Below are 6,554 nucleotides of genomic sequence, written 5' to 3'. Positions count from 1 at the left end.
GCACGGCCCCGACGCGGTCGCCTTCTACGTTTCCGGCCAGTTGCTGACCGAGGACTATTATGTCGCCAACAAACTGATGAAAGGCTTCATCGGCTCTGCCAATATCGACACCAATTCGCGCCTGTGCATGGCTTCGTCGGTTGCCGGCCATCGCCGCGCCTTCGGCGCCGACACCGTGCCGGGCAGTTACGAGGATCTGGAACTTGCCGATCTGATCGTGCTGGTCGGCTCCAATCTCGGCTGGTGCCACCCGGTGCTCTACCAGCGCGTTGCCGCGGCCCGGGAAAAACGGCCCGAGATGAAGGTGGCGCTGATCGATCCGCGCCGCACGATGACCGCCGGTATCGCCGACATGCATCTGGCGATCGCGGCCGATGGCGACGTCGCGCTGTTCACCGGCCTGCTCGCCTATCTTGGCAAAAATGACGCTCTGGACCGCGCCTATATCGCTGCACATACCACGGGCTTCGAAGGCGCGATTGCCGCTTCCTCGCTCGACCTTGCCGGCATCGCCGCTGCCACGGGCCTCGGCGAGGACGAGCTTGTCCGCTTCTACAGCCTGTTTGCCGCGACGGCGAAAACGGTGACCGTCTATAGCCAGGGCGTGAACCAGTCGTCCTCGGGCACCGACAAGGTCAACGCCATCATCAATTGCCATCTCGCCACCGGCCGCATCGGCAAGCCCGGCACCGGGCCGTTTTCGGTGACCGGCCAGCCCAACGCCATGGGCGGCCGCGAGGTTGGCGGCCTGGCCAACATGCTGGCCGCCCATATGGAGATCGAAAACCCCGAACACCGCAGCCGCGTGCAGCGCTTCTGGAGCGCGCCGGCCATCGCCGAAAAACCCGGCTTGAAGGCGGTCGAGATGTTCCAGGCGGTGGCCGACGGGCGTATCCGGGCGCTGTGGATCATGGCGACCAACCCGGTCGATTCGATGCCGGATGCCGATGCCGTCGAGGCGGCGATCAAGGCCTGCCCTTTTGTCGTGGTGTCGGACGTGCTGGCCATGACCGACACGGTCCGCCACGCCCATGTCCGGCTGCCCGCCGCCGCATGGGGCGAGAAGGACGGCAGCGTAACCAATTCGGAGCGCCGCATCTCGCGCCAACGCGCCTTTTTGCCGGTGCCCGGCGAGGCAAGGGCCGATTGGTGGATCATCGCGGAAGTGGCCAAGCGGATGGGGATTGCCGAGGCGTTTTCGTATGCGTCGCCGGCCGCGATTTTCGCTGAACATGCAGCGCTGTCGGCCTTCGAGAATCACGGCGCCCGCGATTTTGATATAGGCGCGTACGCCGGTGTTGACGCGGAGACCTACGAGGAGTTGGCGCCATTCCAATGGCCAGAACCGGCCTCACCCTCCCCCTCGAGGGGAGGGTGGGCGCGCGCGTTGAGCGAAGCGAAACAAGCGGGACGGGGTGGGGTCGGTGGAGCCTCTCCGACCCCACCCCGGCTCTCTCGCCTTGCTGCGCAAAGCTCGCTCGCCGACCCTCCCCTCAAGGGGGAGGGTATCCGCTTCTTCGCCAATGGCGGCTACTACACGCCCGACCGCAAGGCGCGTTTCATCGCCATCCACCCGACTGCACACAACCGCACCAGCCCGGACTATCCGCTGATCCTCAACACCGGGCGGGTTCGCGACCATTGGCACACCATGACGCGGACCGGCAAGAGCCAGCGGCTGTCGCAGCACATGGCCGAGCCCTTCGCCGAAATCCATCCGCTGGATGCGCAGCACTTCGCCATCGGCGATGCCAACATCGTGCGCGTCTCCACTGGGCACGGCGAGGTGCTGGTTCGCGCGCTGGTGACAGCGCGGCAGCGCCCGGGATCAGTCTTCGTGCCGATGCACTGGACGGACCAGTTCTCAGCGCGTGCTCGCGTCGATGCGCTGGTGGCACCCATCACCGATGCGATTTCAGGCCAGCCGGCCTCGAAGAATATTGCCGCCCGCGTGGAACGCTTTGCTGCCGCCGCCTTCGGCTTCGCCGTGCTTGCCCAACGGCCGGGCTTGATCGACGCCGACTATTGGAGCCTCGCCCGTTGCGCCGCCGGCTGGCGCCTCGAGCTTGCACTGGAAGCTGGCCGGGATTGGCCGGTTTTCGCAGCTTCGCTTTTTGGCGCGGACGCGCAAGGCGAGACGCTCGCCTATCATGATGTCGCCGGCGGGCACTATCGCTTTGCCCGCTTCGCCGGCAGCCGGCTGACTGGCGCGCTCTATCTTGCGCCCAAGCCGGTCGCGGTGTCGCGCAGCTGGGCGGTGGAGCAGTTGAGTGCGGACCATGCCGATCGGCGCGGGCGGCTGGCGATCGTAGCCGGGCGGCCGGGCGGCAATACCGTCGATCGTGGCGCCGTCGTCTGCTCCTGTTTCGGGGTCGGCGCCAATCAGATCGCGGAGGCGGTACGCGGCGGCTGCACCAGCGTCGAGGCGATCGGCGCCACCCTGCATGCCGGCACCAACTGCGGCTCCTGCCGCGCCGAGATCAGGACCATCATTGAGGCGCGGCGCCTTCAAGCGGCGGAGTGAGGGCGTCGAGAAACTCTGTCACGCCGGGCCTCGACGCTTACCAGCAATTTACAAACCATGGGCTACCAACGTCCTTATTCGATTCGTTCCGAACAGGACCCTTATGAGCAAAGCCCTCACTTCATTCGCATTGGTCGCCATATTGACGGCTTTGCTGATGGCGCTCAGCCTGGCAGTGGCCAGGCATGGCTATCCTTATGGTGCGATCGGCGCAAAACGCCTGGACGACGTCGCCGATGCCGGAACGTTTATCCCGCTTGCATCAGTCTACTTCTTCAGCGCGCTGCTCATGATGATCCTGCCGATCAGAGCCGCCAGCGCCGTCCTGACGAACGCCGCGGATGCGATCTTCTGGACAGTCATCGTGTTGTTCGCGGCCATCATTGGCTGTCTCGCTGCCAGGTGGGCTTTCGATCGGGGCAACATCTTGCCGGCGCTGCTGAACTGGCGCTTCCTGCTTGTCGCAGCAGTCGTCGGATGCCATCTCTTCATGAACGAGTTGCGCCGCAATATCCTGCTGAGAAGCCTATTCTTCGTCGTCTTCGCCGCTGCGACACTGGCCTGCCTGTTCTGGTCGTTCGCCATCTGAGAAACCGATGCAGGCGCTGGCTTGCGGCTCAGTTCTTGTCGACTGGCTTCGAACGCATCCGCGAAACGGTCTCGCGTTCGGCCCGCTTCGAACGCATCGGCGGCAGGCCGCGGTCGATCAGGTCCATGTCCTCCAGCACCATGTCGCCCATGCGCTTGAAAGCGATGTCGAGCGCGCCGGCCCGGTGGGCGGAACGCAGGAAGCCGGGCAGCGTGCGCACGGGATGATCCTGCGCCAGCGGCTCTTCCGGAAACACGTCGCTGGCGGCGACGATGTGGCCGCTGCGAACGGCCTCCATCAGCGCCGGAAAATCGACCACACCGGCACGGCTGAGCAGGATGAACGCGGCTCCAGTGCGCATTCTGGCAAAGGCGTCAGCGCCGAGAAACCCTTGGTTTTCGCTGGTCACCGAAGCGACGACGAAGACGAAATCGCTGGTCGACAGAACCCTGTCGAGCGTAGCCGGCTCGACGCCGTTCTCGATGAGGATCGACGGCGGCAGCCACGGATCGAATACCCTGGTCCGCGTGCGAAAGCCTAACAGCAGCCGGTTGAGCGCACGGCCGAGATCGCCAAAGCCGATGATACCGACATCAGCACCGGACAGAAGCCGCGCCTTCCGGTTGCCGTCGCCGCCCCACAGCTCCTTGCCCTCACGAAACGCGAGGTCAGCGTCGACGATGTCGCGGGCGAGGTTGAGCGCCATGGCGAGGCCGAGCTCGGCCACCGGCTCGGCAAAGACCAGGCCGGTGGTAACAACATGGATGCCGCGCGAAAAAAGCGTCTCATACGGCATGTTGTTGATGAGGTTGCTCTCGACATTGAAGACGCAGCACAGTGTTCGCATCTTGTCGAGCGTCTCCGGCGCGATCGGCGGCTGGCCGACGATGTAGCGCGCCTCGGCGAGCACGTCGGCCGGCAGGGCCGCGACGCCTTCTGGCGACGATTCGACGATACGATATTTGGCGCGGAATCTCGCCAGTGCCTCGGACGTGAAAATCAGGTCGAGCGTGCGCGGCTCGGGCGCGCTGATCACCAGCGGCAACACGCTGTCGGACATGGCGGTTCCTCCCGGTGCGATCCGCGTCGCACAACACTAGAATCAACTTTTACCGCCTCGACACCTAGCACATGCCTGTCGAGCAAGAGAACTTTGCCGCTGGCGGCCTTGCGGTGTGGCGGCCGGTGGTCCAGATAGACAGCAATCGAAGGACGACAAGGAAGACAGCGACATGATCCCGTTTCGAAAGAACCTCATCGATGGCGAGTGGGTGGGCGACGCCGGCTCCCGCAACATCAACCCGTCCAATCTCGACGATGTGGTCGGCGAGTATGCGTCTGGGGACGCCGAGCAGGCCCGGCAGGCCATCGCGGCGGCGAAAGCGGCATTTCCGGCTTGGTCCCGATCGGGCCTGCTGGCACGCCATGCGGTGCTGAGGAAGGCGTCGGACGAGATCACCGCGCGTAAAGATGAAATCGGCCGGGCGTTGGCGCGCGAAGAAGGCAAGACGCTGGTCGAGGGCATTGGCGAGACCGTGCGGGCCGCCCAGATCTTCGACTTCTTTGCTGGTGAGACGCTGCGCCTGTCTGGCGAGCTGGTTCCAAGCGTGCGGCCCGGCGTCGGTGTCGAAATCACGCGGGAGGCGGTCGGCGTCGTCGGCATCATCACGCCGTGGAATTTCCCGATCGCCATTCCGGCGTGGAAAATCGCTCCTGCCCTGGCCTACGGCAACACCATCGTCTTCAAACCGGCCGAGTTGGTTCCGGAGAGCGCCTGGACCATTGTCGACATCCTGCACCGCGCCGGCCTGCCGAAGGGCGTGCTCAATCTCGTCATGGGCAAGGGTTCGGTGGTCGGCCAGGCCATGCTCGACAGCCCTGACCTCAATGCCATCACCTTCACCGGCTCGGTCGGCACCGGCAAGCGCGTGGCTGCCGCCAGCGTAGAGCACATGCGCAAGTTCCAGCTCGAAATGGGCGGCAAGAACCCGCTTGTCGTGCTCGACGATGCAGATCTTGCGGTCGCCGTCGACTGCGCGATCAATGGCGCATACTTCTCGACCGGCCAGCGCTGCACGGCATCGTCCCGCTTGGTGGTGACGGACGGCATCCATGACCGCTTCGTCGACGCGATGAAAGATCGCCTGGGCAAGCTGGCCGTCGGCGACGCTCTCGATGCCAAAACCCAGATCGGACCGGTGGTCGACCAGAGCCAGTTGAAACAGGACGAAGACTATATCGCCATCGGCCGCCAGGAAGGCGCCGATCTGGCCTTCGGTGGCGAGCGGCTCGATCGCGAAACCCGCGGCTTCTACCTGCAACCGGCGCTGTTTACGCAAGCCACCAACGCCATGCGCATCTCGCGCGAGGAGATCTTCGGGCCTGTGGCCAACGTCATCCGCGTCAAGGACTATGACGAGGCGCTGGCGGTGGCCAACGACACGCCGTTCGGGCTGACGTCGGGCATCTGCACGTCGAGCCTCAAGCACGCCACGCATTTCAAGCGCAACTCGGAGGCCGGCATGGTGATGGTCAATCTGCCGACGGCGGGCGTCGATTTCCATGTTCCTTTCGGCGGCCGCAAGGGATCGAGCTACGGCCCGCGCGAGCAGGGCCGCTACGCGGCGGAGTTCTACACCACAGTGAAGACCGCCTACACGTTCGCCGGCTAATCATGCCGGTTACTTGCCGGGCCAAATGAAATCGAACATGCGAGCAGGCCAGTGACTCCCTTCCCAGCAAGCGCGAGTTGCTGGGAAGGGCGAACATCTTATTGTCGACACGACAGCGACAGCTGGGCGGTAGCCGTCATTCAGCACGGTCCTTAGGGTCCGCCGGCTCCGATAGCCAGCCGCCGCTGAACCCGGCCTTGCACAGGCCGCGACGGATATGCGGGCTCGACCGCATCAGGTCCCAGATCAGGCGCGAGCGGTGGTTTTCGATCATCAGCACGACGATACCCTGGTCCAGTCCGTAATGCGCATCCGATATCCAGCCGCTCGGCCCGAACTTCCGCCGGTTCGCCAGCGTGGGGTTGAAACCGCTCGGCACCCTGAAACTGTCGACCACCTCAGGGTGGCGTTCTCTGAGGTGGCGCAGCGCCGGCAGGCAGATTTCCGGCGCGAAGGGCAGCGATGCGAGATACGACCACGGCGCTATCGTTCCGTCGTCCGGGCCGAACGGTGCGCCGCGCGCCGCGTAGCCGGAAAATTTGCGCGGTCGCCGCTCGATCTTCGCGCGGAAGTTGCCGGGCCCGTCACCCGCCGAAAGGCCCCAAAGTCCTTCGCCGTAGCCGTCGTAGCCAGAGGGGTTGTGCCGCGCATAATCCCGATGAAGGTAGGTCGCGCGGCGGCTGTTTTCGAAATAGTCCGAGTTCTTCTCCCGCATGAACGCATCCCGGATGCCGTCGAAGTCAATCCAGGCATGCGAGAACTGGTGCAT

General features: G+C 64.7%; 5 protein-coding genes. 3 read left to right on the top strand and 2 right to left on the bottom strand.

Annotation, left to right across the window (positions count from 1 at the left end; genetic code table 11):
• The coding region (locus EOA86_RS17105) for a molybdopterin-dependent oxidoreductase (RefSeq protein WP_128342723.1) at nucleotides 1-2,524 on the top strand (2,524 nt) is incomplete at its 5' end.
• A 103-nt stretch (nucleotides 2,525-2,627) separates the two neighbouring features.
• A complete protein-coding gene (locus EOA86_RS17100) occupies nucleotides 2,628-3,113 on the top strand; it encodes a hypothetical protein (RefSeq protein WP_127211539.1) in 486 nt (161 codons plus the stop codon).
• A 28-nt stretch (nucleotides 3,114-3,141) separates the two neighbouring features.
• On the opposite strand, the gene EOA86_RS17095 is transcribed toward EOA86_RS17100, so the two are convergent.
• A complete protein-coding gene (locus tag EOA86_RS17095; RefSeq protein ID WP_128342721.1) occupies nucleotides 3,142-4,173 on the bottom strand; it encodes a hydroxyacid dehydrogenase in 1,032 nt (343 codons plus the stop codon).
• 175 nt (nucleotides 4,174-4,348) lie between these two features.
• Here EOA86_RS17095 and EOA86_RS17090 point away from each other — a divergent pair, with 175 nt between their 5' ends.
• A complete protein-coding gene (locus EOA86_RS17090) occupies nucleotides 4,349-5,785 on the top strand; it encodes an aldehyde dehydrogenase family protein (protein WP_206630051.1) in 1,437 nt (478 codons plus the stop codon).
• Between the two features lie 136 nt (nucleotides 5,786-5,921).
• Here the strand turns inward: EOA86_RS17090 and EOA86_RS17085 are convergent.
• Nucleotides 5,922-6,554 (bottom strand): glucoamylase family protein (locus EOA86_RS17085; RefSeq protein ID WP_281035667.1); only part of this gene is annotated, 633 nt, incomplete at its 5' end.

Source organism: Mesorhizobium sp. M5C.F.Ca.IN.020.32.2.1, assembly GCF_004023105.1.
GTDB lineage: Bacteria > Pseudomonadota > Alphaproteobacteria > Rhizobiales > Rhizobiaceae > Mesorhizobium > Mesorhizobium wenxiniae.
This window is presented reverse-complemented; position numbering and strand designations above follow the sequence as displayed.

Bases quoted from the DNA above. Each gene is read 5' to 3' on its own strand.
- EOA86_RS17095 (WP_128342721.1), bottom strand. From the start codon at position 4,173: ATGTCCGACAGCGTGTTGCCGCTGGTGATCAGCGCGCCCGAGCCGCGC.
- EOA86_RS17100 (WP_127211539.1), top strand. From the start codon at position 2,628: ATGAGCAAAGCCCTCACTTCATTCGCATTGGTCGCCATATTGACGGCT.